24 protein-coding genes and 1 pseudogene are annotated in these 21,411 nt (G+C 60.9%); 23 read left to right on the plus strand and 2 right to left on the minus strand.

Annotated elements, in window-relative coordinates; all coding sequences use genetic code 11:
• The first annotated feature begins 39 nt into the window (after nt 1–39).
• The 22 genes and pseudogenes from fabF to AAA138_RS02735 all read left to right on the plus strand — a co-directional run bounded on the left by fabF (nt 40) and on the right by AAA138_RS02735 (nt 16,906).
• Nucleotides 40–1,287, plus strand: coding sequence for a beta-ketoacyl-ACP synthase II (gene fabF / locus AAA138_RS02630; protein WP_349089458.1), 1,248 nt, complete (start codon nt 40–42; stop codon nt 1,285–1,287).
• A 3-nt stretch (nt 1,288–1,290) separates the two neighbouring features.
• Nucleotides 1,291–1,764: an acetyl-CoA carboxylase biotin carboxyl carrier protein gene (gene accB / locus AAA138_RS02635; protein WP_349089459.1), complete on the plus strand. Its 474-nt coding sequence runs from the start codon at nt 1,291–1,293 to the stop codon at nt 1,762–1,764.
• A 9-nt stretch (nt 1,765–1,773) separates the two neighbouring features.
• Nucleotides 1,774–2,196 (plus strand): 3-hydroxyacyl-ACP dehydratase FabZ, encoded by a 423-nt coding sequence (gene fabZ / locus AAA138_RS02640; RefSeq protein ID WP_117563763.1) that lies wholly within the window; start codon nt 1,774–1,776, stop codon nt 2,194–2,196.
• A gap of 10 nt (nt 2,197–2,206) precedes the next feature.
• The gene (locus AAA138_RS02645; protein ID WP_006235026.1) at nt 2,207–3,550 is read left to right on the plus strand and encodes an acetyl-CoA carboxylase biotin carboxylase subunit; all 1,344 of its coding nucleotides are present in this window, start codon (nt 2,207–2,209) and stop codon (nt 3,548–3,550) included.
• Nucleotides 3,537–5,261: an acetyl-CoA carboxylase, carboxyltransferase subunit beta gene (gene accD / locus AAA138_RS02650; protein WP_349089460.1), complete on the plus strand. Its 1,725-nt coding sequence runs from the start codon at nt 3,537–3,539 to the stop codon at nt 5,259–5,261. The genes AAA138_RS02645 and accD overlap by 14 nt, the downstream gene beginning before the upstream one ends.
• Before the next feature lie 40 nt (nt 5,262–5,301).
• A complete protein-coding gene (locus AAA138_RS02655) occupies nt 5,302–6,516 on the plus strand; it encodes a PTS transporter subunit EIIC (protein WP_349089462.1) in 1,215 nt (404 codons plus the stop codon).
• A 150-nt stretch (nt 6,517–6,666) separates the two neighbouring features.
• The gene (locus AAA138_RS02660) at nt 6,667–7,821 is read left to right on the plus strand and encodes a cation diffusion facilitator family transporter (protein ID WP_349089464.1); all 1,155 of its coding nucleotides are present in this window, start codon (nt 6,667–6,669) and stop codon (nt 7,819–7,821) included.
• 39 nt (nt 7,822–7,860) lie between these two features.
• The gene (locus AAA138_RS02665; RefSeq protein WP_349089466.1) at nt 7,861–8,487 is read left to right on the plus strand and encodes a histidine phosphatase family protein; all 627 of its coding nucleotides are present in this window, start codon (nt 7,861–7,863) and stop codon (nt 8,485–8,487) included.
• Between the two features lie 448 nt (nt 8,488–8,935).
• Nucleotides 8,936–9,556: a 50S ribosomal protein L3 gene (gene rplC / locus AAA138_RS02670; protein ID WP_035137484.1), complete on the plus strand. Its 621-nt coding sequence runs from the start codon at nt 8,936–8,938 to the stop codon at nt 9,554–9,556.
• 46 nt (nt 9,557–9,602) lie between these two features.
• Entirely contained in the window at nt 9,603–10,229 is a 627-nt protein-coding gene (gene rplD, locus AAA138_RS02675) for a 50S ribosomal protein L4 (protein ID WP_349089467.1), read from the plus strand.
• On the plus strand, nt 10,230–10,517 hold the full coding sequence (gene rplW / locus AAA138_RS02680) for a 50S ribosomal protein L23 (protein ID WP_022094197.1): 288 nt from the start codon (nt 10,230–10,232) through the stop codon (nt 10,515–10,517).
• 179 nt (nt 10,518–10,696) lie between these two features.
• On the plus strand, nt 10,697–11,527 hold the full coding sequence (gene rplB, locus AAA138_RS02685; RefSeq protein ID WP_022094198.1) for a 50S ribosomal protein L2: 831 nt from the start codon (nt 10,697–10,699) through the stop codon (nt 11,525–11,527).
• 32 nt (nt 11,528–11,559) lie between these two features.
• Nucleotides 11,560–11,820, plus strand: a complete 261-nt coding sequence (gene rpsS / locus AAA138_RS02690) for a 30S ribosomal protein S19 (protein ID WP_006235035.1) — start codon at nt 11,560–11,562, stop codon at nt 11,818–11,820.
• Nucleotides 11,821–11,834: 14 nt separating this feature from the next.
• Nucleotides 11,835–12,206 (plus strand): 50S ribosomal protein L22, encoded by a 372-nt coding sequence (gene rplV, locus AAA138_RS02695; RefSeq protein WP_006235036.1) that lies wholly within the window; start codon nt 11,835–11,837, stop codon nt 12,204–12,206.
• 6 nt (nt 12,207–12,212) lie between these two features.
• The gene (gene rpsC, locus AAA138_RS02700; protein WP_006235037.1) at nt 12,213–12,923 is read left to right on the plus strand and encodes a 30S ribosomal protein S3; all 711 of its coding nucleotides are present in this window, start codon (nt 12,213–12,215) and stop codon (nt 12,921–12,923) included.
• Nucleotides 12,923–13,318: pseudogene (gene rplP, locus AAA138_RS02705) on the plus strand (50S ribosomal protein L16); the annotation flags it as partial. The gene rpsC and the pseudogene rplP, both read left to right, overlap by 1 nt.
• A gap of 107 nt (nt 13,319–13,425) precedes the next feature.
• Nucleotides 13,426–13,641: a 50S ribosomal protein L29 gene (gene rpmC, locus AAA138_RS02710; protein ID WP_006235039.1), complete on the plus strand. Its 216-nt coding sequence runs from the start codon at nt 13,426–13,428 to the stop codon at nt 13,639–13,641.
• A gap of 16 nt (nt 13,642–13,657) precedes the next feature.
• Nucleotides 13,658–13,918 (plus strand): 30S ribosomal protein S17, encoded by a 261-nt coding sequence (rpsQ, locus tag AAA138_RS02715; protein WP_006235040.1) that lies wholly within the window; start codon nt 13,658–13,660, stop codon nt 13,916–13,918.
• A 118-nt stretch (nt 13,919–14,036) separates the two neighbouring features.
• Nucleotides 14,037–14,405 (plus strand): 50S ribosomal protein L14, encoded by a 369-nt coding sequence (rplN, locus tag AAA138_RS02720; RefSeq protein ID WP_006235041.1) that lies wholly within the window; start codon nt 14,037–14,039, stop codon nt 14,403–14,405.
• A gap of 13 nt (nt 14,406–14,418) precedes the next feature.
• The gene (gene rplX, locus AAA138_RS02725) at nt 14,419–14,724 is read left to right on the plus strand and encodes a 50S ribosomal protein L24 (RefSeq protein ID WP_099432059.1); all 306 of its coding nucleotides are present in this window, start codon (nt 14,419–14,421) and stop codon (nt 14,722–14,724) included.
• A 352-nt stretch (nt 14,725–15,076) separates the two neighbouring features.
• On the plus strand, nt 15,077–16,156 hold the full coding sequence (locus tag AAA138_RS02730; protein WP_349089468.1) for a Gfo/Idh/MocA family oxidoreductase: 1,080 nt from the start codon (nt 15,077–15,079) through the stop codon (nt 16,154–16,156).
• A 3-nt stretch (nt 16,157–16,159) separates the two neighbouring features.
• The gene (locus AAA138_RS02735) at nt 16,160–16,906 is read left to right on the plus strand and encodes a DeoR/GlpR family DNA-binding transcription regulator (protein WP_148331877.1); all 747 of its coding nucleotides are present in this window, start codon (nt 16,160–16,162) and stop codon (nt 16,904–16,906) included.
• A 377-nt stretch (nt 16,907–17,283) separates the two neighbouring features.
• On the opposite strand, the gene AAA138_RS02740 is transcribed toward AAA138_RS02735, so the two are convergent.
• Both AAA138_RS02740 and AAA138_RS02745 read right to left on the minus strand, forming a co-directional pair.
• Nucleotides 17,284–17,943 carry an RluA family pseudouridine synthase gene (locus tag AAA138_RS02740; RefSeq protein WP_233509079.1) on the minus strand — a complete coding sequence of 220 codons (660 nt, stop codon included), beginning with the start codon at nt 17,941–17,943 and terminating at the stop codon, nt 17,284–17,286.
• Between the two features lie 15 nt (nt 17,944–17,958).
• The gene (locus tag AAA138_RS02745) at nt 17,959–20,451 is read right to left on the minus strand and encodes a U32 family peptidase (protein WP_349089470.1); all 2,493 of its coding nucleotides are present in this window, start codon (nt 20,449–20,451) and stop codon (nt 17,959–17,961) included.
• Nucleotides 20,452–20,829: 378 nt separating this feature from the next.
• Between AAA138_RS02745 and AAA138_RS02750 the strand changes: the two genes are divergently transcribed.
• On the plus strand, nt 20,830–21,207 hold the full coding sequence (locus AAA138_RS02750) for a Rid family detoxifying hydrolase (RefSeq protein WP_349089471.1): 378 nt from the start codon (nt 20,830–20,832) through the stop codon (nt 21,205–21,207).
• Nucleotides 21,208–21,411 lie beyond the last annotated feature (204 nt).

Consider the following 21,411-nt stretch of genomic DNA (forward strand, 5'->3'; position numbering starts at 1 on the left):
AAACCAGGGCCGAACAACGGCTTGGATGAGGAGACCATGATGGAACAGAGAGTTGCAATCACCGGCATCGGCGCCGTATCGCCGCTCGGCAACACGACGCTTGCCACCTGGGCGGCCATGTGCGCCGGCACGTGCGGCATCGGCCCGATCACGCACTTCGATACCGATGCGTTTGCCGTTAAGGTGGCGGCCGAGGTCAAGGGTTTTGACGGCAACGAGTACTTTGGCAAGCGTGACGCCAAGCACCTGGACCCCTGTGTTCAGTTTGCGATGGCGGCGTCGGACGAGGCCATGCACGATGCGGGCCTCGATGTTGAGGGCGCCATCGATCGCGAGCGCCTGGGCGTCTACGTGGGTTCAGGCGTGGGCGGCATGCAGACACTCGTCGACAACGTTCACACGATTGCCGATCGAGGGCCTCGCCGTGCATCGCCCTATATGATCGCGATGATGATCCCCAATATGGCTTCGGGCAATATCGCAATCCGCCATAAGGCAAAGGGCCCGACCTTGCCCGTGGTGACCGCCTGCGCGACCTCGGCCCATGCCGTGGGCGAGGCGTTCCGCGCCATCAAGCATGGCTATGCCGATGCGATTCTCGCCGGCGGTGCCGAGGCCGCAATCATCCCCGATGCCGTTGCGGGCTTTACATCCTGCCGTGCTCTCACCACTAATCCTGACCCGTCGACGGCTTGCCGCCCGTTCGATGCAGACCGCGACGGCTTTGTGATGGGCGAGGGCGCCTGCGTGCTGGTTCTCGAGAGCATGGAGCATGCGCAGGCGCGCGGTGCGCACATTTATGCCGAGGTCGTGGGCTACGGCAACACCGATGATGCCTATCACATCACGAGTCCTGATCCCGAGGCTGCCGGCATTGCCCGCGCGATATCGCTGGCGGTAACCGAGGGCGACGTCAAGCCTTCCGAGGGTCTCTACATCAATGCCCACGGCACATCGACCAAGCTCAACGATTCGTCCGAGACGGCGGGCATTAAGCGTGCGCTCGGCGAGGACGCGGCGCGCGCCGCGCACGTCTCGTCGACTAAGTCGATGACCGGCCACATGATCGGTGCTACGGGCGCCATCGAGGTCATGGCCTGCGCCATGGCGCTCGAGCAGGGCGTGGTGCCGCCGACCATTAACTACCACACGCCCGATCCCGCCTGCGATCTTGACTACACGCCCAATCGCGCGGTTCGCGCCGACCTTACCTGGGCGCTTTCGACCAACCTGGGCTTTGGCGGACACAACGCCGCCATCGCGCTGCGTAGATATACGAGGAGCTAGAGCATGGATTCCAAAAGACTTGCCGAGATAGCCGATGTTATGGAGAACCGCGGCCTCACGCGCGTACGCGTTGAGGAGCCCGATGGCACCGCGGTCGAACTCGAGCGCGCGAGCGCCGCACAGCCGGTTGCCGTGCCCATGCCCATGCCGAGCGCTATGGCCGCTCCAGTTGCAGCTCCCACAGTCGCGCCTGCCGCACCGGAGCCCGCCGCGCAGACACCTGTTGCCGCACCGGAGCCCAAGGGCACCGAGGTGACCGCTCCCATGGTCGGCGTTTTCTATGCTGCCCCAGCGCCGGGCGACGAGCCGTTTGTGCGCGTGGGCTCCAAGGTCAAGGCCGGCGAGACCCTCTGCATCATCGAGGCTATGAAGGTTCTCAACGAGGTGACAGCCGAGGCAGACGGCGAGGTGCTCGAGACCTGCGTGGCCGACGGCGACCTCGTGGAGTTTGGCAGCTGCCTCATGAGAATCGGATAGGTGATATCCATGAACAAAGAAGAGCTTAAGGAACTGTTGCCGCATCGCGAACCGATGCTTTTGCTCGACGAGGCCGAGCTGGTGGGCGACGAGGCCCACGGCAAGATCACGATCACGGGCGACGAGTACTTTTTGCAGGGGCATTTTCCGGGAAACCCGGTGGTCCCCGGCGTGATTCAGTGCGAGATGCTCGCCCAAAACTGCTGCGTGCTGCTGATGGGCGATGAGGAAGCGCGCGGCGCGACGCCGTTCTATACGAGTCTGGACAAGGTGCGCTTTAAGCGTCCGGTGCGCCCGGGCGACACGGTTGATCTGGTGTGCACCATCACGCGTGCGCGCGGGCCGTTCCGCTTTGCGACGGGTACTGCGAGCGTCAACGGTGAGGTTTGCTGCCGCGCCGATATGTCTTTTGCACTCATGCACGAAAGTTAAGGAAGGCTTCATGTTCGACAAAGTGCTCATCGCCAACCGCGGCGAAGTCGCGGTCCGTGTTATCCGCGCGTGCCGCGATATGGGCATCAAGACCGTCGCCGTTTATTCCACGGCCGATGCGGACGCGCTGCACGTGCAGCTTGCCGACGAGGCGTATTGCATCGGCGGTCCGCGTCTTGCCGAGAGCTACCTCAACGACGATGCTGTGCTCACCTGTGCCGTAAAGTCGGGAGCTAAGGCAATTCATCCCGGCTATGGCTTTTTCTCCGAGAAGGCGAGCTTCGTGCGCGACTGCGACAAGTATGGCCTGGCGTTTGTTGGTCCTTCGGCCAAGGTGATCGACAGCATGGGCGACAAGGACGCCGCACGTCGAACGGCTGCCGCGGCGGGCGTGCCCATCGTGCCGGGCTGCGATTTGCTCAAAAGTCCCGAGGAGGCAACGGCCGAGGCTGAGCGCATTGGCTGCCCCGTGCTTATTAAGGCGCGTGCGGGCGGCGGCGGTCGCGGTATTCGTAAGGTCGAGCGCGTGGAAGATGCGGCAAAGGCCTTTATTGAAGCACGCGCCGAGGGCGAGGCCGTTTTTGGCGACGGCGAGTGCTACATGGAGAAGTTCGTCGCGCCGGCGCATCACGTTGAGGTGCAGATTATGGCCGATAAGCAGGGCCATGTGTTTTCGCTCGGCGAGCGCGAGTGCTCGGTGCAGCGGCGCAACCAAAAGCTAATCGAGGAGAGCCCCGCGCCGTGCCTCGACGGACACGACGACATTCGTGCCCGCATGCACAAGGCCGCACGCGACCTGGCTCGTGCCGTCGGCTACGAAGGAGCCGGTACCATCGAGTTCCTGTATTCGGACGACGGCAATTTCTACTTTATGGAAATGAACACGCGCTTGCAGGTGGAGCATCCGGTTACGGAGTTTGTGACCGATACCGACTTGGTCAAGTGGCAGCTGCGCGTGGCAGCCGGCCAGCCTCTGCCCTTTGAGCAGGAGGACATGCCGGTCCGCAACCACGCCATGGAGTGCCGCATCAATGCCGAAACGCCGGACTTTCTGCCGTCATGCGGAACGGTCACCGCGTTGCGTGTGCCGGGTGGTCCGCGCGTGCGCTGGGATTCCGCCATGTTTACCGGTGCAAAAGTTCCGCCGTACTACGACTCCATGCTTGGCAAGCTCATCGTGTGTGCGCCCACGCGTGACGGCGCCATTCGCAAGATGCGCTCGGCCCTGGGCGAGCTCGTGATTGAGGGCGTGAGCGAAAACAGCGAGCTTCAGCTCGACGTGCTGGCAAACGACGAGTTCTTGTCGGGCATGTATCACACCGATCTGATGGGGCATCTCTATGCTGATGAATAGAAAAGCGAAGACGGTCAACGTCCTCGAGGGGCCGATGACCGAGTCGTGCGCCGAGTTTCCCGCGCGCCACGTGTTTATCAAGTGCCCGGAGTGCCGCCGTGTGATCGATGAGACACGCCTGCACGACAACCTCGAGGTCTGCCCCCGTTGCGGCAAGCATTTTCGCGTGAGCGGTCGTGCGCGCCTGGGTATGACAGTCGACGAGGGCACGTTTGAGGAATGGGATGCCAGTCTGGCGCCGGAGGACTTTCTCTCGTTTCCCGGCTATGCCGACAAGCTCAAGAGCGTGAGCGAACGTTCGGGCGAGCGCGATGCCGTTGTGTGCGGCAAGGGCAAAATCTGCGGTTGCGATACGGCGCTCTTCTTTATGGACGCCAACTTTATGATGGGCTCGATGGGTTCCGTGGTGGGCGAGAAGATCTGCCGCACATTTGAGCGTGCGACCGAGCTGGGACTGCCGGTCGTTGGCTTTACCGTATCGGGTGGCGCCCGCATGCAGGAGGGCGTGACCTCGCTCATGCAGATGGCCAAAATCTCTGCGGCGGTTAGGCGCCATAGCGAGGCGGGCGGCCTGTATATCACGGTGCTCACTGACCCCACGACCGGAGGCGTAACCGCGAGCTTTGCCATGGAGGGCGATATTATCCTGGCCGAGCCCGATGCCCTGACGGCATTTGCCGGCCCGCGCGTGATCGAGCAGAACATGCACAAGCGCCTGCCCAAGGGATTCCAGCGCTCCGAGTTTTTGCTGGAGCACGGCTTTTGCGATGCCGTCGTTCCGCGTGGCGAGATTGCGCTCACGGTAGGCGAGCTGCTGGCGCTGCACGAAGGGCACGCGCCCGGCCTGGGGGCACCGCATGAGATCGTGCATACGGGTCGCCGCGGCAAAAAGTTGGGACACTTGTTCAAGCGCTCGGCCGCACCAAAAACCGCGCTCGAGATTGTCAAGCAGACCCGCTCGGCAGATCGCGCCACGGCGGGCGAGATGATCTCGCTGGGCCTGGATGGATTTGTGGAGCTGCATGGCGACCGTTACTTTGGCGACGACGCCGCCGTGGTGGCTGGCATTGGCTGGAAAGACGGGCGACCCGTGACGGTTATCGCCGTCGAGCGCGGTACCACGACCAAAGAGCGCATGCGTCGCAACTTTGGTATGGCACATCCCGAGGGCTACCGCAAAGCGCGTCGCCTTATGCGCCAGGCCGAAAAGTTTGGTCGACCGGTTCTGTGTCTGGTCGATACTTCGGGCGCGTTTTGCGGCATCGGTGCCGAGGAGCGCGGCCAGGGCGAGGCGATTGCCCAGAATCTCATGGAGATGAGCGGCCTCAAGACGCCGATTGTCTCGGTGGTGACAGGCGAGGGCGGCTCTGGTGGCGCGCTGGCGCTGTCCGTGGCCGACCGCATCCTGATGCTCTCGAGCTCGGCCTATTCGGTCGTGAGCCCCGAGGCCTGTGCGTCGATCCTGTGGAAGGATACCGAGCGCGCGAATGAGGCCGCCGAGGCGCTGAAGCTCACGGCCCCCGATCTGTTGGCGCTCGGCATCATCGACGGCATTGTTGACGATAGGGGCCTGTCGCATGAGGAGATTGCCGGTGCCGTCATGTCCTCGGCATTTGATGCCTTCGATACGCTTGGGCAGCTCGACGACGCGACCCTCACAAACCTCCGCTACGAAAAGTACCGCGCAATCGGTCGATACCGCACGATGTGACAAAGGGACAGCCCGCATGTCATATTGGGAAAGGCGTTCCATGCTACAAGTTTCTAACACCTCGTTTACAACGTCGGTTTCATCAAACGCCATGGCCGTGGTGGACTATCTGTCCAAAAGCATGATGTCGGCGCTGCCGTTTATTGTCTGCGCGGCGTTGTTCCGCACCGTCGCCGTCATTATGGGCGAGGGCATGCTGGGCCTGTGGTCTGCCGATTCCGAAATCTATCGCCTGTTCTACAGTTGGCTCTATAACGCCGGCTACTACTTTTTGCCCATTTATCTTGGTTGGGCGGCCGCCCGCCAGCTCGGTTGCTCGGAGCAGCTGGGCATGATGCTGGGCGGCGTATTGATTGCACCCGATCTGCTTAAGCTCGTTGATGCCGCCTCGACGACGGGGGCATCGATGGCTTCCGTGTATGGTCTGCTTCCCGCGCCGGTCAACGATTACACGACGACTGTTATTCCGGTTCTCATCTCGGTGCCCGTGCTATGGCGAGTGGAGTGTTTCTTTAAGCGCGTTATCCCTAAGGCCGTGGCGTTTTCGTTCGTTCCGTTTGCAACCATGCTTGTCATGGTTCCGGTTTCGCTGTGCATTACGGCGCCGGCGGGCAGCTATCTGGGCATGCTGTTGGGCCAGCTTATGTTTATGCTTGGCAATTCCGGTGGCATCGTGTCGCTGCTCACGCTCATGGGGCTTGCCGCGGGCTGGGAGTTCCTAAAGATCGCCGGCGTCAGCAACGTTGTCCTATCGCTCGCCTATGCGCAGTTTATGAGTGTGGGAACGGATTCGTGCATCCTGATCGCCGCGACGATGGCAACGTTCGCCGTTTGGGGCATGCCCTTTGGCGTGTCGCTTCGCGTTGCGGATAAGGACGAGAAGGCGCTCATGCTGGGCTATTCAATCTCGGGTGTTCTTGGCGGCGTAAGCGAGCCGGCGCTGTACGGTTGCGGCTTTAAATATGGCAGGTGCCTGACGTGCATGGCCATTGGCGGCGCCGTCGGAGGCCTTGTTGCGGCCGTGGGCCACGTTACGGCCTATACCATCGGCATGACGAATGTCCTCATGGTCATTGGCTTTGCCACGGGCGGCATCTCGAACCTGCTGTGGTGCTGCGCTGCCGGCGGTGTGGCATTTGCGGTGTCTGCGGCGCTGAGCTACTGCTTTGGCGTGGTGCCGGCGAAGGGACAGACGATGGGGGACGGAGCCGATTCACCCGAAACCTCGAAGAGCGTGGCCGAAGTAAGTGCGTAAACCTGTGCGACACAAGGACGATTCCTTTGCCATGCTCCAAGGCCGTGGCCCGTGTGGGTCGCGGCCTTTTTGTATCTGAAGGACAAAGTGGCTACACTACAATCCGTTTGAGCAATAGATATATAGGTAGTACCGTGGGGGCGGATGCAGATGGTCGAGTGGATAGTTAAGCGCGCGCAGGGCGATCGTGCGCGTGTGGGCACGTTAGCGGGCATGGTGTGTATTGTCGCCAATGTGGCGCTATGCGCTGCAAAGGGCGCAATTGGCGTGCTGTCGGGATCGGTTTCGATCGTGGCGGATGCCATGAACAACCTGTCCGATGCCAGCTCGAATATCGTGAGCGTGCTGGGCTTTAAGCTGGCGAGCAAGCCGGCCGACCCCGAGCATCCTTACGGACATGGCCGCTACGAGTATCTCTCGGGTCTGGTCGTGGCGGCACTCGTGCTGCTGATTGGCGTTGAGCTGGTGAAGTCCTCGGTTGAGCGCGTCATCTACCCCGAACCCGTCGAGTTCTCGCTTGCCCTGGTGGCAGTCCTGGCGCTTTCGATGGTTGTTAAGCTGTGGATGGCGGCCCTCAACCAAAAGCTCGGTGACCGTATTGAGTCCGAGACGCTGCATGCGACCGCTCAGGACTCAAAGAACGATGTCCTTGCTACGGGTGCTGTGTTGGCGTGCGCGATTGTTTCCCAGGTGACGCACATCAATCTTGACGCATGGGTCGGTCTTGCCGTTGGTGCCTATATTGGCTGGAGCGGCTTTGAGCTTATCCAAGATACGGTGAGTCCGCTTTTGGGCCAGGCACCCGATCCTAAGCTGGTCAAACACATCCGAGACAAGATCATGAGCTATCCCGGCGTTTTGGGCGTTCATGACCTGATGGTTCACGATTACGGTCCGGGCAGGAAGTTTGCAAGTGCGCACGCCGAGATGGCGGCCGAGGCCAGCCCACTGGAAAGCCACGACACGCTCGATAACATCGAGCAGGCGTTTAGGAACGAGGACGGCATGATCGTCACGCTCCATTACGATCCCATCGTGACCGACGATTCGAATGTGGCGAGCATGCGCCTGCGCATCAACGCTATGGCCCAGGAGATTGATAGCCGCCTCTCGATTCATGACCTGCGCTGTGTGCCGGGTCCTACGCACACCAACGTGATCTTTGACTGCGTGCGACCCTCGGATTTGCAGATGAGTGCCGAAGACGTAAAGCATGCGCTGGCACAACGGGTCGAATCGGAATATCCCAAGTCGGTCGCCAAGATTACGATCGATGAAGACTACGTAGGGCATACCCACGAGTAGGGCTGCGCCTGCAAGGTAACTGAAGCAGAAGGGGAGAGCATGAAGCGCCTATACCTACTCCGCCACGGCCAGACGGAATTCAACGTCAAAAAGCTCGTCCAGGGCCGCTGCGATTCACCGTTGACCGACCTGGGCCGCAAACAAGCGGGAATGGCAGCCGCATGGCTCAAGGCCCACGACGTTGCCCCCGACAAAGTGGTCTCTTCGCCCTTAGGCCGAGCCATGGACACAGCTCAGCTCGTCGCAACCGAACTCCTCGGCCCGGACGCTGCTGTCGAGCCCTGCGAAGGCATCATCGAGCGCTGCTACGGCTCCTTCGAAGAAGGCCCCCACGACGCGCTACCCACCGACGTCTGGGACCCGGGCGAGGATCTGGTCCCCTTCGGAGGGGAAGGAAGCCGCGTGCTACAAGAACGCATGGTAGGTACCCTCACCAATCTCATGGGCTCCGAGGGCATCGAAACCCTCCTAGCAGTAAGCCACGGCAGCGCCAGCCGCCAATTCATCAAGGCTGCAGCCCCAGAGGGCTTCGAGCTCCCAGCAAAACTCCCCAACTGCGCCATCATGATTTTCAATTTCGATGAGGCAAAGCCACAAGCAGAAGGCGAGCCAATGCAATGCAAGTTCACCCTTCAGCAAATAGTGGACCCCCAACAAAGTAATTAGCTGAGCGAGCAGAGTTAAGCAGACATCAACGTGTCGTCTCCCGAGCTTGGCAGAGGGGCGGCGAAATATATTAAGTTTGTCGCGAGTTCCGCACGCAAAGGAAAGCACTTAATGTGCTTTCCGTCTTGCGCAGGACTGTAGAGCAGCAAACTTAATATATTTCGCCGCCCCTCTGCCAAGCCCAGGCGACTCCACGCACTTTACCTGCGTAAACAATGTGAGTGAAATATGAATCTCGATGGATACGCCCGCAGCCGTGTATACTAATCAGCTGTGTGTAACCAGGGGAGTATTCTGGCTGGACAAAATGCCTGCTTAATAGGGTTGTCAGGTAGTCCGGGCGAAATACAAGGCTGGGGAGCACGTCGTGTAAGTAGTGGTCCTCTAGGGGCGTACGCTCGGTGGTGTACGCATTGTCCCAAGACCACGCGAGAGTTGGGATCATATCTTGATCAGCATGATTCTCGGCCGCAAGATTGGCATGACCCAGGTTTGGGACGAGGACGACAACGTCGTTCCCGTCACGGTCATCCAGGCTGGCCCCTGCGCTGTCTCGCAGGTTAAAACTCAGGCAACCGACGGCTATGACGCCGTCCAGATCGGTTTCGGCGACATCAAGGCCAAGAACGTGAACAAGCCCATGGCTGGTCACTTCGCTAAGGCTGGCGTCGAGCCTGTCCGTTTCCTTCGTGAGGTCCGCGTCGAGAACGGCGAGGAGCACAAGGTCGGCGAGGTCGTCACCGTCGCTGATTTCGCTGATGTCGAGAAGGTCGACGTCATCGGTACCTCCAAGGGTAAGGGCTTCCAGGGTCGCATCAAGCGCTGGGGTCAGCGCCGCGGTCCTATGACGCATGGTTCTCACTTCCAGCGTCACCCCGGTTCTATCGGTCAGTGCGCCTATCCTGCGCGCGTCCTCAAGGGCGTCAAGATGGCCGGTCACATGGGTAACGAGCGCGTTACCGTCAAGAACCTTTCCGTTGTCCGCATCGATGCCGAGCAGAACCTCATCTTGGTCAAGGGCGCTGTCCCGGGTGCCAAGAATGGTCTCGTCGCCATCCGTATGGCCTAAGGGCCCAGCCCATTTAGCCCAGCGTCATACCAAGGAGAACACTTAAATGGCAAAGTTTGAAGTAAAGAACAGCGAGGGCAAGAAGGTCGCCGAGGCCGAGCTCGCCGCTGAGGTGTACGGCATCGAGCCGAACATCCACGTTATGCACCACATCGTCAAGTGCCAGATGGCCTCTTGGCGTCAGGGCACCCAGTCCGCTAAGGGCCGCTCTGAGGTTTCCGGTGGCGGCAAGAAGCCTTGGCGTCAGAAGGGCACCGGCCGTGCCCGCCAGGGTTCCATCCGTGCTGCCCAGTGGCGTCACGGTGGCGTCGTCTTCGCCCCCAAGCCCCGTTCTTACGCTAAGCGTATGAACAACAAGGAGGTCAAGCTGGCTATGCGCTCCGCGCTGTCCGCCAAGCTGGCCGATGGCGAGCTCGTGCTCGTCGACGACTACGGCTTCGAGAAGCCTTCCACCAAGGCTGCCGTCGCCATGCTCAAGGCTCTCGGCCTTGAGGGCAAGCGTCTGACCATCATCGTTCGCGATGAGGACGTCAACGCCTACCTGTCGTTCCGCAACATTCCCAAGACGTTCATCATCACCGCTGACGAGGCCAACACCTACGATCTCGTCAACAACGATGCCGTGCTGATGCCCGCCGACATCGCCGCTCACTTCGGGGAGGTGCTTGCATAAATGACCGCCCACGAGATCATCATCCGTCCGATCGTGTCCGAGCGTTCCTTCTCCGGCATGGAGCTGAACAAGTACACGTTCGAGGTCGCCAAGGATGCTAACAAGTATCAGATCAAGGACGCTGTCGAGGAGATTTTCGGCGTCAAGGTCGTTCGCGTGAACACCCTGACGGTCAAGCCCAAGACCAAGCGCGTGCGCTATGTCGCCGGCAAGACCCGTTCTTGGAAGAAGGCCATCGTCACGCTGGCCGAGGGCGACACCATCGAGGTCTTTGGCAACCAGGCCTAAGACTCGCTGCTGTTGAGTGAGCTCATGCCTCCCAAAAAGGGGAGGCGAGAGCTCAAGGTTTTGGGCGTATAAAATGGACACGCCCGGAACCGTGTATACGTCCGGTGTCATCGCACCCGAGGCAGAACCTCGAATCCCTGTCTGCGATGGCTAACGGATTCCTATTGAAAGGGATTGTAATGGCTGTAAAGCACCTTAAGCCGACCTCCGCTGGTAGGCGTTGGCAGACGATCTCCGACTTCTCCGAGATCACCTGCACCAAGCCCGAGAAGTCTCTTCTCGAGCCCCTGCCCAAGAAGGCCGGTCGTAACAACAACGGCCGCATCACCACCCGCCACCAGGGCGGCGGCGTGAAGCGTCGTTACCGCGTGATTGACTTCAAGCGCAACAAGGACGGCGTGCCCGCCAAGGTTGCCACGATCGAGTACGATCCGAACCGTTCCGCTCGCATCGCTCTGCTGCACTACGCTGACGGTGAGAAGCGCTACATCCTGGCCCCCAAGGGCCTCGAGGTCGGTCAGACCATCATGTCCGGTTCTGACGCCGACATCAAGCCGGGCAACGCTCTGCCCCTCGCCGACATCCCCGTCGGTACGCTCATCCACGCCGTCGAGTTCCAGCCGGGCAAGGGCGCTGCTATCGCCCGTTCCGCCGGTAACTCCTGCCAGCTGATGGGTAAGGAGGGCAAGTACGCCATCGTCCGTATGCCTTCCTCCGAGATGCGCCGCATCCTCGTTACCTGCCGCGCCACCGTCGGTGAGGTCGGCAACGCCGATCACTCCAACATCGTCATCGGCAAGGCCGGCCGTAAGCGTCACATGAACGTGCGCCCGACCGTCCGCGGTACCGTCATGAACCCTGTCGACCACCCGCACGGCGGTGGCGAGGGCAAGAACCACACCTCTGGTCGTCCCTCTGTTACCCCCTGGGGTAAGCCGACGAAGGGCCTTCGTACGCGCAAGAAGAAGAAGGTCTCGAACCAGCACATCATTCGTCGCCGTAAGAAGTAATTTCGGATACCGAGTTTTAGGAGAAAGCACTTATGAGCAGAAGTCTCAAAAAGGGCCCGTTCGTGGAGACTCGCCTTCTCTCGCGTATCACCGCGATGAACGAGGCTGGCAAGAAGGACGTCGTGAAGACCTGGTCCCGCGCGTCCACCATCTTCCCCGAGATGGTTGGTCACACCATCGCCGTCCACGACGGCCGCAAGCATGTGCCCGTGTATGTTACCGAGTCCATGGTTGGTCACAAGCTCGGCGAGTTCGCGCCGACTCGTACGTTCCGTGGCCACAAGGCCAAATAGGGGGTTAACCGTAAATGGCAACTAAGTCTATTGAAACTGAGGCCACCGAGGTTCGCGCCGTCGCTAAGTACGTGCGTGTTTCCCCCAGCAAGGCCCGCCTGGTGGTCGATCTGATCCGCCGCAAGCCTGTCGCTCAGGCCTTCGACATCCTCCACTTCTGCGACCGCGCCGTCGCCGTGGATGTCGAGAAGGTTCTCCGTTCCGCCGTTGCGAACGCCGAGAACAACAACGGTCTGCGTGCCGACAACCTGGTTGTCGCCGCTGCCTATGTTGACGAGGGTCCGACGCTTAAGCGCATCCGTCCCCGCGCCAAGGGTTCCGCTTCTCGTATTCTGAAGCGTACTTCCCACATCACCGTCGTCGTTGCTCCTCGAAAGGAGGCGTAAAGCTGTATGGGTCAGAAAGTCTACCCCACCGGCTTCCGTCTTGGCATCACCGAGAACTGGCGCTCCCGCTGGTTCGCAGAGAAGGATTACGCTAAGACCCTCGGTAACGATCTCGAGATCCGCAAGTACCTCGAGAAGCGTCTTTCCCGCGCAGCTGTCTCCCGCGTCGAGATCGAGCGCGCTGGCGACAAGGTGAAGGTCATCATCCTCACCGCTCGCCCCGGCGTTGTCATCGGTAAGAAGGGTGCCGAGATCGATACCCTCCGCACCGAGCTCGAGAAGGTCGCTGGCGTCTCCAAGGGCCAGCTCTCCGTCGACGTTGTCGAGATCAAGCGCCCCGAGCTCGACGCCAACCTCGTTGCTCAGTCTATCGCCGAGCAGCTCGAGGGCCGCGTTGCCTTCCGTCGCGCTATGCGCAAGGCTGTCCAGTCCGCCCGCAAGGCCGGCGCTAAGGGCATCCGTATCCAGTGCTCCGGTCGTCTCGGCGGCGCCGAGATGGGCCGTCGTGAGTGGTACCGCGAGGGTCGCGTGCCTCTGCACACCCTCCGTGCCAAGATCGACTACGGCACGGCTGTCGCCAGCACCACCATGGGCGCTTGCGGCGTGAAGGTCTGGATCTACCTGGGCGAGAAGCTCCCGGGCCAGCCTGTTCCCAACCCTGCACTCGAGGGCTCTTCCCGTCCTCGTCGTCGTAACTCCGAGAGGAGGGGTCAGTAGTGCTTGCCCCTAAGCGTATTCTTCACCGCAAGGTGCAGCGTGGCTCCATGAAGGGCCAGGCCAAGGGTAATACCGAGCTGCATTTCGGCGAGTTTGGTATCCAGGCTCTCGAGGCCCATTGGATCACCAACCGTCAGATCGAGGCCGCTCGTATTGCCATGACCCGCTACATGAAGCGTGGCGGTCGTGTCTACATCACGATCTTCCCCGATAAGCCCATCACCAAGAAGCCTGCCGAGACTCGCATGGGTTCTGGTAAGGGTAACCCCGAGGAGTGGGTGGCCGTCGTCAAGCCCGGCCGCATCATGTTCGAGGTCAAGGGCGTGCCCGAGGAGGTCGCTCGCGAGGCTCTGCGTCTTGCACAGCACAAGCTTCCCATCAAGACCAAGATTGTTGCTGCTAAGAACGCTGAGCAGCGCATCGAGAAGGAGATGGCTGAGGAGGCCGCTCTCGAGGCCAAGTGGGCTGCTGAGGACGCCGCCGCCGCCAAGGAGGAGAACTAATGAAGCCCGCAGAGATTCGTGAGCTCTCGGACGCTCAGCTTGTTGAGAAGCTGAAGGAAATGCGCGCCGAGCTCTTTAACCTTCGTTTCCAGATGGCCACCAGCCAGCTGGACAACACCGCTCGCGTCAACACCGTGAAGAAGGACATCGCTCGCGTCCTCACGGAGCAGCGCGCCCGCGAGATCGCAGCGGAGAAGTCCGCTGTCGCCGAGTAGGACCTAAGGAGAGAACATGACTGATTCGCGTAACTCGCGTAAGGTCCGTACGGGTGTCGTTACCTCCGTCTCCGGTGCCAAGACCATTGTCGTCACCATCACCGAGCGCAAGCGTCACCCCAAGTACGGCAAGATGATGACCAGCTCCAAGAAGCTGCACGCTCACGACGAGGAGTGCACGGCTGGCGTGGGCGATACCGTCCGCGTTATGGAGACCCGTCCTATGTCCAAGATGAAGCGTTGGCGCCTCATCGAGGTCGTCGAGCGCGCTAAATAAGCAGTCGCTCTTACGACTTGTACGTTTCCGAAGATGTGCGTATGCCTGGTTTGCATACCACAGTCCGTCTAAAGGCTGCGCACCTCTCTTCGGTTCTTAGTTCGGAGGAACATCTACCATGATTCAGATGCAAACCATGCTGAACGTCGCCGACAACTCCGGCGCTCGCAAGATTCGCTGCATCAAGGTGCTTGGCGGTTCCAAGCGTCGTTATGCAGGCATCGGCGATGTGTTCATCGGTGCTGTCCAGGAGGCTACCCCTGGCGCCAACGTCAAGAAGAAGGACGTTGTCCGTTGCGTCGTCGTTCGCACCGTTAAGGAGATCCGCCGCAAGGATGGCTCCTACATTCGCTTTGATGAGAACGCCTGCGTTGTCATCAACAACGATGGTTCGCCCGTCGGCACCCGTATCTTCGGGCCTGTCGCTCGCGAGCTTCGTGACAAGAAGTACATGAAGATCGTCTCGCTCGCTCCCGAGACCCTGTAGTTAGGGGAGATATATGTATATCAAGAAGGGCGATAAGGTCCAGGTTCTCTCTGGTAAGGATCGCGGCAAGCAGGGCGTTATCCTGCGTGCTCTCCCCGCCGAGAACAAGGTCGTTGTCGAGGGCGTTTCGGTCGTCAAGAAGGCCGTCAAGCCCAACGCTGCCAACCAGCAGGGCGGCATCGTTTCGCAGGAGGCTCCCATCGATGCCTCCAACGTCAATCTCGTCTGCCCCGAGTGCGGTAAGGTTACCCGCGTCGGTCACGAGAAGGACGGCAAGAACAAGCTGCGCGTCTGCAAGAAGTGCGGCCACAAGTTCTAAGCTGCCCGCAACATCAAGTTGCTAGCAAAGGCCCGGATGCCACGGCACCCGGGCCTTTTTCTATCCCTACTCATTGGGGACAGACTTAAATTACTCATTGGGGACAGACTTAAATGAGTACCCTAACTGGGTAAGCATAAATGAGCGGGTTGTGCTGTATAAATTGCTTGTGTGCGCGTTTATGCGCGTTAGATTGCGTTTGATTACGCACCTATGCGTATATATGCGCCGTTTACGGGGTAATAATGACCGTTTAGCGGTGAGATACGCAAAAACGCGCACAGACGTGCGTGTTTGTGCGAATATAGAGCTGTCAGAAATGCAAGACGTTCTATGACACAGGAGACACATAATGGCAGATTCCAAGCAGGCTCCACTCGACGCCGCGGCAGCCGCCAAAGCAGCATTTGCTTCGGTCCAGGACAAGCCGTTCCCTAACGACATCTTTACGGCTCCCGAGCTCCGTTGGGCTGTGATCGGTTGCGGCGTTATTGCCAACCAAATGGCCCAGTCCCTCGCGCTGGCCGGCCGCAAGCTTGCGGGCGTCGCCAACCGCACGCTGTCCAAGGCCCAGGCTTTTGCTGAGCAGTATGGCATCGAGAAGGTCTATGAAACGGTTGAGGATCTCTATGCCGATCCGGATATCGACGCCGTCTATATCACCACGCCGCACAACACGCATATCACCTATCTGCGTGCCGCGCTGGCCGCCGGCAAGCACGTGCTCTGCGAAAAGGCCATTACCCTCAACTCTGCCGAGCTCGACGAGGCCCGTGCCATCGCCGACGAGCACAACGTGGTCCTTATGGACGCCACCACGGTGCTCCACATGCCGCTGTATCAAGAGCTGCGCCGTCGAATGGATGCGGGCGACTTTGGCCGCATGAACCTCGCCCAGCTCAACTTTGGCAGCTATAAGGAGTACGGCGACCTGACCAACCGCTTCTACAACCGTAGCCTTGCCGGCGGCGCCATGCTCGACATTGGCGTGTATGCCCTGTCCGTCATGCGCCTGTTTATGGCCAGCCAGCCAGCCGAGGTCGTGTCTCTGGGCAACACCTGTGAGACCGGTGTCGACGTTGCGGGCGGCATTGTCTGCCGTAACGCCGAGCAGCAGCTGGGCGTCGTGAGCCTTACACTCCACTCCAAGCAGCCCAAGCGCTCGGTCATCAGCTTCGACAAGTGCTATATCGAGGTCAACGAGTATCCGCGCGCCGACCATGCGACCATCGTGTGGACTGCGGACGGTCACCGTGAGGAGGTCCACGCTGGCACCGAGGCATACGCTCTGTGCTACGAGATGGCTGACCTCGAGCAGGCCGTTGCCGGCGATGATTCGAAGCGCGAGCTTCTGGGCTATGCTTCTGATGTTATGGAGCTGATGACCAAGCTCCGCGCCGACTGGGGAGTCGTGTACCCCGAGGAGGAGTAAGCGATGCTTGCGGAAGATAGGCTCAACGCGATCGTGTCGATGGTGCAGCAGGCCGGCTCGGTTACCGTGCCGGAGCTTGCTGAAGCCCTGGGCGTGACGCCGTCCACCATTCGCCGTGACCTGCAGACGCTCGACCGCGCACACCGTATCGCCAAGGTGCACGGTGGCGCGACAAGTCTTGAGCGCGCGCACGTGACGCGCGACCTAACGATCAGTGAGCGCAGCGATCTCCATAACGACGACAAGGAGCGTATCTGCGCCCGCGCCGCGGCGCTTGTGGAGCCCGATAGCTTTGTGTATATCGATTCGGGATCCACGACCCTCAAGCTCATCGAGCATCTTCCGCGCCTTGAGGGCGTCACCTATGTGACCGATTCCGTGCTCCATGCCCAGCATCTCGCTCTGCGCGGCATGCGCACCGTGGTGCTGGGCGGCGAGCTCAAGCCCGAGACCGAGGCGCTCGTCGGTCCCGACGCCTTGGCAACCCTGGACCGCTATAACTTCAACTGCGGCTTTTGGGGTTCCAATGGCATCGCCGCCGAGCAAGGTCTCACCACACCGGATATCGAGGAAGCGCAAGTCAAGCGTATCTCGATGCGCCATACCGCCAAACGCTTCGTAATCTCAGACGCCAGCAAATTCGGCATGGTGGCGCCCGTCAAGTTCGCGGACTTCCGCGACGCAACGATTATTACCGCGGGCGAGGTGCCAGCCAAGTACCAGTCGATGGACAACGTCATCACGGTCTAGCGACAGGGCAAGGTCAAAACCATTTAGGTTCCTCAATAGAAAAGCGGCAACACCCTCGATGGGCGATGCCGCTTTTGTTGTCTGCCGTTTTGTCTAAATCTGTAACAACAAGACCGTTAAAAGTGGGCTAGGTGTTACAGATTGAGATACTTCCGAACCTTGCCGTCCCTTTGTCTCGATCTGTAACATCTGGGACCGATTTTGACGAGTTATTGTTACAGATTGAGATTTTCCCTTGAGGGGGATTCGAATGTCTCGATCTGTAACGGATAGACCGGAAAATGGGTTCTAACTGTTACAGATCGAGACGTTTTGGGACCGCGGCTGAGCCATTGCGGCAAAGCCACCACAAAGGTGCCTGCCCTTTTTGGCAGGTTTTAGGGCTCCCAGGGGCAGGGGGCTTCGATGTGGATGTGCTCACCGGTTACGGGATGCGTAAAGGACACGCTGTGGGCATGGAGCATCAGGCCGCAGGGGCGCGGCGTTCCGTACAGGTCGTCGCCAACCAGGGGATGGCGCTCGCTTGCCAGATGCACACGGATTTGGTGCTTGCGGCCGGTGAGCAGCTCGACATCGATATACGAGCGCGTGGGCAGGCCACGACGGCTCTTAAGACGCTTGAGCACCTTCACGCGCGTCTGAGACGGCTTGCCGCTGGCGCCGACGCGCATCTTGCGGCTGTCGTGACGGTCGCGGGCGATGGGCTTGTCGATGAGCTTTTCGTTCCAGTCGATTTTGCCTTCGGCGAGCGCCAGATAGTGCTTTTCGAAAGCGTGGTCGATCACCATCTGGTCAAAGGCGGGCTGCGTCTGCTTGTCGAGCGAGAACAACACCACGCCGGTGGTGTCGCGGTCCAGGCGGTTGAGCGGCTGCATGTCGGTCGCGGCAAAGCCGTCGCCCATCGCCAGCAGCAGGTCGCTGGCGTAGTCGGTGAGCGTGCGCTCGCCGGTGCCGTCGCCGTGGACGATCATGCCGGCGGGCTTGTCGATGGCCATGAGCCAGGCGTCGCAGTAGAGGACTTGAGGTTCTTCGTTCACGTGTAAGCCTTTCGGTTAGCTGATTCCCACAAACATGCAGCCCGAGGTCGCCCCGCGCAGACGGGCGGCGGGCTTACGGCCCGCCTGCGCCGCTTCGACGGCACGACGGACGCGGGCGACGGCACGGCTCACCTCATCCGTCTCGAGCAACGTTCCGTCAACCATGAGACGACGCACACCGGCATCGAGCAGCTGAGGAACCTGCGGCGTGAGGTCGATGGGGTAGGCATCGTACAGGCGAGAGCGGCCGTGGATGTCGGTGCGGACGGGCATGACCTTTCCGTCGATATTCTTGAGCGAGAGCTTGCGGGCACGCAGACGGCAGTTGACACAATCGTGGATGCAGCCGTTGGCAACCTGCAGAATGCAGTGTTCGCTCGTCATAACGCGCGGACGGCCAAAGACGGTGATGCCCAGAGCCGCGGGCGCGGCGGCGCCGAGCGAGGCAATCTCGTCGAGCGTGATCTCGGGCGAGAGCCAAAATGCGCCGGCTCCGCGCTCGGCAAGCGCCTCCATGCAGGGTATGTTGTGCACCGGCAGGCAAGAGCGAATCTCGGCCGTGGCGCCGGCATGCGCGGCTACGGCGAGCTCGGAGATATTGCCGACGGCGACGGTGGCTCCGGCATTGATCCAAGGATCGACGCGCTCGTGGTCGACGGCGCGGCAGACCTCGTCGAGTACGGGCACGATACCCTGCTCAAATGCATCGGCAGGGGAGAGTCCGACAGCCTCGAGCGCGTCGGTGGTCATATAGATGCGCGCGGCGCCCTCGGCGCGAGCCGCCTCGGCGGCTTCGAGCGTGGTGACGGCGGCGCAGATCTGCGGCTCATCGCGGTAATGCTCGGGCATGGCGCGCGTACATTTGTCGAGCAACGGAATCTCGAGCGTTTTCGCGCGCTCCTCGTACGGCGCCAGAATGGTCTCCTCCAATGCTTTACAGGCGGCGGCGCGCACCTTGTGCACGGCGGAGAAGCCCATGCCGCAGCCGGCGTCGAGCGAAACGTCAAAGCTCGCAGCCTCAAAGGGCGAGGAACCCATACGGCCCACATGCTCAACCAGGTCTGCCGCCTCGACGGCGCGAGTCTTGGCGGCCTCGACGGTGAAGCCTGTGGCGGTGGCGGCGAGCGCGGGGTTGTCACAGCAGGTGAGTGTGACGGTAAACGGCTCGCCCAGGCGCGCCACGACGGACACATCAACAGCTCGGCGGCGCAGCACATCGCGCTTGAGCGCGGCGCCGGCGGCGTCGATGGCACGCTGACTGCGAATCACGCGGACGCGGCAGCCCTCGGGCATGCTGCGGGGTACGCGACATTCGATGATGTCGCCCGCGGCGGCATCATCGGCGGCAATGGTGGTCAGGAATTGGTCGAACTCATCGTCGTGGCGAAGCTCCAGCAGGTCGCCCTTGCCCACGGGCTCAAACAGCTCAATACGGGCGATGGCGGCACGGCGACGGCGGTCGTCGGGCTTGAGGCCGCGCACATCGCGGTTGGCCGGGCGGCTGCCCAGCACCGTGCCCACGATCTGGCCGCGGTTGTTGGAACGCTCGTAGCTCATCATCTCGTCGCCCGAGGTGCCGTCCTGATAGGCGTGCGTAAAGTCGCGGTTGAAGCAGCGCTTGAGCTGGCGCTGGCGAGCGGCGTCCTCGTCCTTATCTACGGCGACCCCGGCCAGCATGTCGTCAATTTCGTGACGATACACATCGACGATGGAATACACGTAATCGGGCGCCTTCATGCGGCCCTCGAGCTTGAGCGACGCGGCGCCGGCGTCATACAGGCGGCGAACGAGCTGCGAGGTGTTGGTGTCACGCGGGCATAGCGCACGCTCGCGGCCGGCGGGGGAGAGCGCGCGACCGTTTTCGTCGATCAGTTCGTAGGGCAGGCGGCAGGGCTGGGCGCACATGCCACGGTTGGCCGATCGTCCCGCCATGGCAAAGCTCGAAAGCAGGCACAGACCCGAGTAGCAAAAGCAGATGGCGCCATGGCTAAAGACCTCAAGGTCCACATCGGGCGCGGCATTATGAATGGCGGCGATCTCGTCGATGGAGAGCTCGCGCGAGAGAGTCACGCGGTCGGCGCCCTGCTCGCGGCACCAAAGGGTTCCGCGGTCGTCGTGGATGTTCGCCTGGGTCGAGATATGTGTCTCGATGCCGGGCATGGTGCGCTTGACCTCAAAGAACAGACCCCAGTCCTGGATAATGAAGGCATCGGCGCCCAGCGTGGAGCAGCGATGAATGAGTTGCAGCGCATCGCCCATCTCGGACTGCTTGATGACGATGTTGACCGTGACGTAGACGCGCGACCCGGCTAGATGCGCGGCGCGGCAGGCCTGCTCAAAGGCCTCGTCGGTAAAGTTGGTGGCCTTGCGGCGGGCGTTGAAGCTGCCCATGCCGCAATAGATGGCGTCTGCCCCCGCGGCGAGTGCGGCGGCAAAGGGCTCGGGCCCTCCGGCGGGCGCCAAAAGCTCGGGTCTGCGGTTGGTGGTTCGACTGGCGGTTGCGGTCATATCCTGCCTTTCAAAATGCTCAGATATTCAAAAGTATAGTGGTGCTGTTGCGGCGGACGATGACCGCAGCCCAAGCAGGACAAAGTCTTCAGCAGCCCTTGCAGCAAAAATGATCCGTTTCCCTCCGTCCCCAGCGGATCAGGTGATCCATGGGGGACGGAGGGAAACGGATCATTTTGAGCTTCACCGTCCGGTCGTGCCGTTCAGCGGCCGACAGGCGCCGTTGGGCGATAAATTATTCTCGCAACGTGATAATAATCTTGCATCGCGCGGAAACCTTGAGTACTATCCCAAATCAAGCGCGGTGTTCAGACCGAATTGTGCCTCCCGGTGCGAACGCCGCGCTCACGCTCTCTATCTGATCGTAAGGAGAAAAACATGAGCAAGACCGTCGTGTCTTCCGATAACGCACCCGCAGCCATCGGCCCGTATTCCCCCGGCATCCAGACCGGCAACATGGTGTTCCTGTCCGGCCAGCTGGGCATCGACCCCGCAACCGGCAAGACGCCCGAGGGCGTCGAGGCCCAGGCTAAGCAGTCCCTTGCTAACGTCGAGGCCCTGCTGACCGCTGCCGGCGCCACCTTTGCCGATGTCGTCAAGACCACGGTCTACCTGGCCGACATCGCCGACTTCGCTGCCGTGAACGAGATCTACGCCTCCAAGTTCGAGGCTCCGTTCCCCGCACGCAGCGCTTTCCAGGTTGCCGCCCTTCCGGCCGGCGGTCTGGTCGAGATCGAGGTCGTCGCCGCTCTCTAAGGCGTTGGCGAAAACAAAACATGACATGCAAAAAGAACCCTGCAGCGCGTGCGAGCTGCAGGGTTCTTTTGTCACGTGACGGATCGCTTGCGGAGCCACCAAGGGCAGTCTTTTTGGGACGGGGCTATTTTAGCTACCCCAATATGCAGGATTGATTTTACTTGCGGCTCATCGAAGTCGCGGGCAGGGGGAGGGTGGCTAAAA

The organism is Collinsella sp. CLA-JM-H32B (assembly GCF_040098065.1).
Taxonomy (GTDB): Bacteria; Actinomycetota; Coriobacteriia; order Coriobacteriales; family Coriobacteriaceae; genus Collinsella.

Coding starts and splice junctions, on each gene's coding strand:
- fabF (WP_349089458.1), top strand. CDS start 40: ATGGAACAGAGAGTTGCAATCACCGGCATCGGCGCCGTATCGCCGCTC.
- accB (WP_349089459.1), top strand. CDS start 1,291: ATGGATTCCAAAAGACTTGCCGAGATAGCCGATGTTATGGAGAACCGC.
- fabZ (WP_117563763.1), top strand. CDS start 1,774: ATGAACAAAGAAGAGCTTAAGGAACTGTTGCCGCATCGCGAACCGATG.
- AAA138_RS02645 (WP_006235026.1), top strand. CDS start 2,207: ATGTTCGACAAAGTGCTCATCGCCAACCGCGGCGAAGTCGCGGTCCGT.
- accD (WP_349089460.1), top strand. CDS start 3,537: ATGCTGATGAATAGAAAAGCGAAGACGGTCAACGTCCTCGAGGGGCCG.
- AAA138_RS02655 (WP_349089462.1), top strand. CDS start 5,302: ATGCTACAAGTTTCTAACACCTCGTTTACAACGTCGGTTTCATCAAAC.
- AAA138_RS02660 (WP_349089464.1), top strand. CDS start 6,667: ATGGTCGAGTGGATAGTTAAGCGCGCGCAGGGCGATCGTGCGCGTGTG.
- AAA138_RS02665 (WP_349089466.1), top strand. CDS start 7,861: ATGAAGCGCCTATACCTACTCCGCCACGGCCAGACGGAATTCAACGTC.
- rplD (WP_349089467.1), top strand. CDS start 9,603: ATGGCAAAGTTTGAAGTAAAGAACAGCGAGGGCAAGAAGGTCGCCGAG.
- rplW (WP_022094197.1), top strand. CDS start 10,230: ATGACCGCCCACGAGATCATCATCCGTCCGATCGTGTCCGAGCGTTCC.
- rplB (WP_022094198.1), top strand. CDS start 10,697: ATGGCTGTAAAGCACCTTAAGCCGACCTCCGCTGGTAGGCGTTGGCAG.
- rpsS (WP_006235035.1), top strand. CDS start 11,560: ATGAGCAGAAGTCTCAAAAAGGGCCCGTTCGTGGAGACTCGCCTTCTC.
- rplV (WP_006235036.1), top strand. CDS start 11,835: ATGGCAACTAAGTCTATTGAAACTGAGGCCACCGAGGTTCGCGCCGTC.
- rpsC (WP_006235037.1), top strand. CDS start 12,213: ATGGGTCAGAAAGTCTACCCCACCGGCTTCCGTCTTGGCATCACCGAG.
- rpmC (WP_006235039.1), top strand. CDS start 13,426: ATGAAGCCCGCAGAGATTCGTGAGCTCTCGGACGCTCAGCTTGTTGAG.
- rpsQ (WP_006235040.1), top strand. CDS start 13,658: ATGACTGATTCGCGTAACTCGCGTAAGGTCCGTACGGGTGTCGTTACC.
- rplN (WP_006235041.1), top strand. CDS start 14,037: ATGATTCAGATGCAAACCATGCTGAACGTCGCCGACAACTCCGGCGCT.
- rplX (WP_099432059.1), top strand. CDS start 14,419: ATGTATATCAAGAAGGGCGATAAGGTCCAGGTTCTCTCTGGTAAGGAT.
- AAA138_RS02730 (WP_349089468.1), top strand. CDS start 15,077: ATGGCAGATTCCAAGCAGGCTCCACTCGACGCCGCGGCAGCCGCCAAA.
- AAA138_RS02735 (WP_148331877.1), top strand. CDS start 16,160: ATGCTTGCGGAAGATAGGCTCAACGCGATCGTGTCGATGGTGCAGCAG.
- AAA138_RS02745 (WP_349089470.1), bottom strand. CDS start 20,451: ATGACCGCAACCGCCAGTCGAACCACCAACCGCAGACCCGAGCTTTTG.
- AAA138_RS02750 (WP_349089471.1), top strand. CDS start 20,830: ATGAGCAAGACCGTCGTGTCTTCCGATAACGCACCCGCAGCCATCGGC.